Origin of the sequence: Mesorhizobium sp. M5C.F.Ca.IN.020.29.1.1 (assembly GCF_003997375.1) — a bacterium.
GTDB lineage: Bacteria > Pseudomonadota > Alphaproteobacteria > Rhizobiales > Rhizobiaceae > Mesorhizobium > Mesorhizobium wenxiniae.
Map to the genome: position 1 here is coordinate 1 of NZ_RZSW01001163.1, position 544 is coordinate 544.

General features: G+C 64.2%; 1 protein-coding gene. It reads right to left on the reverse strand.

Features of this window, described 5'->3' with window-relative positions; translation table 11 throughout:
- Positions 1–544 (reverse strand): S-adenosylmethionine:tRNA ribosyltransferase-isomerase (locus EOA85_RS36840; protein WP_164760203.1); only part of this gene is annotated, 544 nt, incomplete at both ends.

Genomic DNA, 544 nt, shown 5'->3' on the forward strand with positions numbered 1-544 from the left:
CCTCCTCCCTGGCATAGATGGTCTGGTAGTCTTTGCGGTCGCGTTCGTCGTCGTCGCGCTTCGAAGCGATGTAAGGCGGCAGCGGAATGTGACCGACGGCGTGCAACGCCTCATCGAGAAACGGACCTGAGAGGTCAAAACCGAGCAAAGCCTCGCCGGCCTCGCGCTTCTCGATCACCGTGGCATCGAGCTGGCCGAGAAAGCAGGAATTGGCGTCATGGCCGAAATGGACGCGGTCGCCGGCGGCGATGCGCTTGCCCGGCCGCATGAAAGCCAGCCAGCGGTCGGGAGCCACCCGCATGTGCAGCGTGGCTTCGACTTGCGCCACCGCTTCGCCGCGCCGCCTGATGCCTTTCAACTGTGCCGGAATGACCTTGGTGTCGTTGAAGACCAGCACGTCACCGCTCTCGAGCAGGGACGGCAATTCGCGCACCGTCCGGTCTTCGCGGCCCTCACCCGGCCTGACAACCAGCATTCTGGCGCTGTCGCGCGGTTCTGCCGGTCGAAGCGCGATACGCTCCTCCGGCAGATCAAAGTCGAAAAG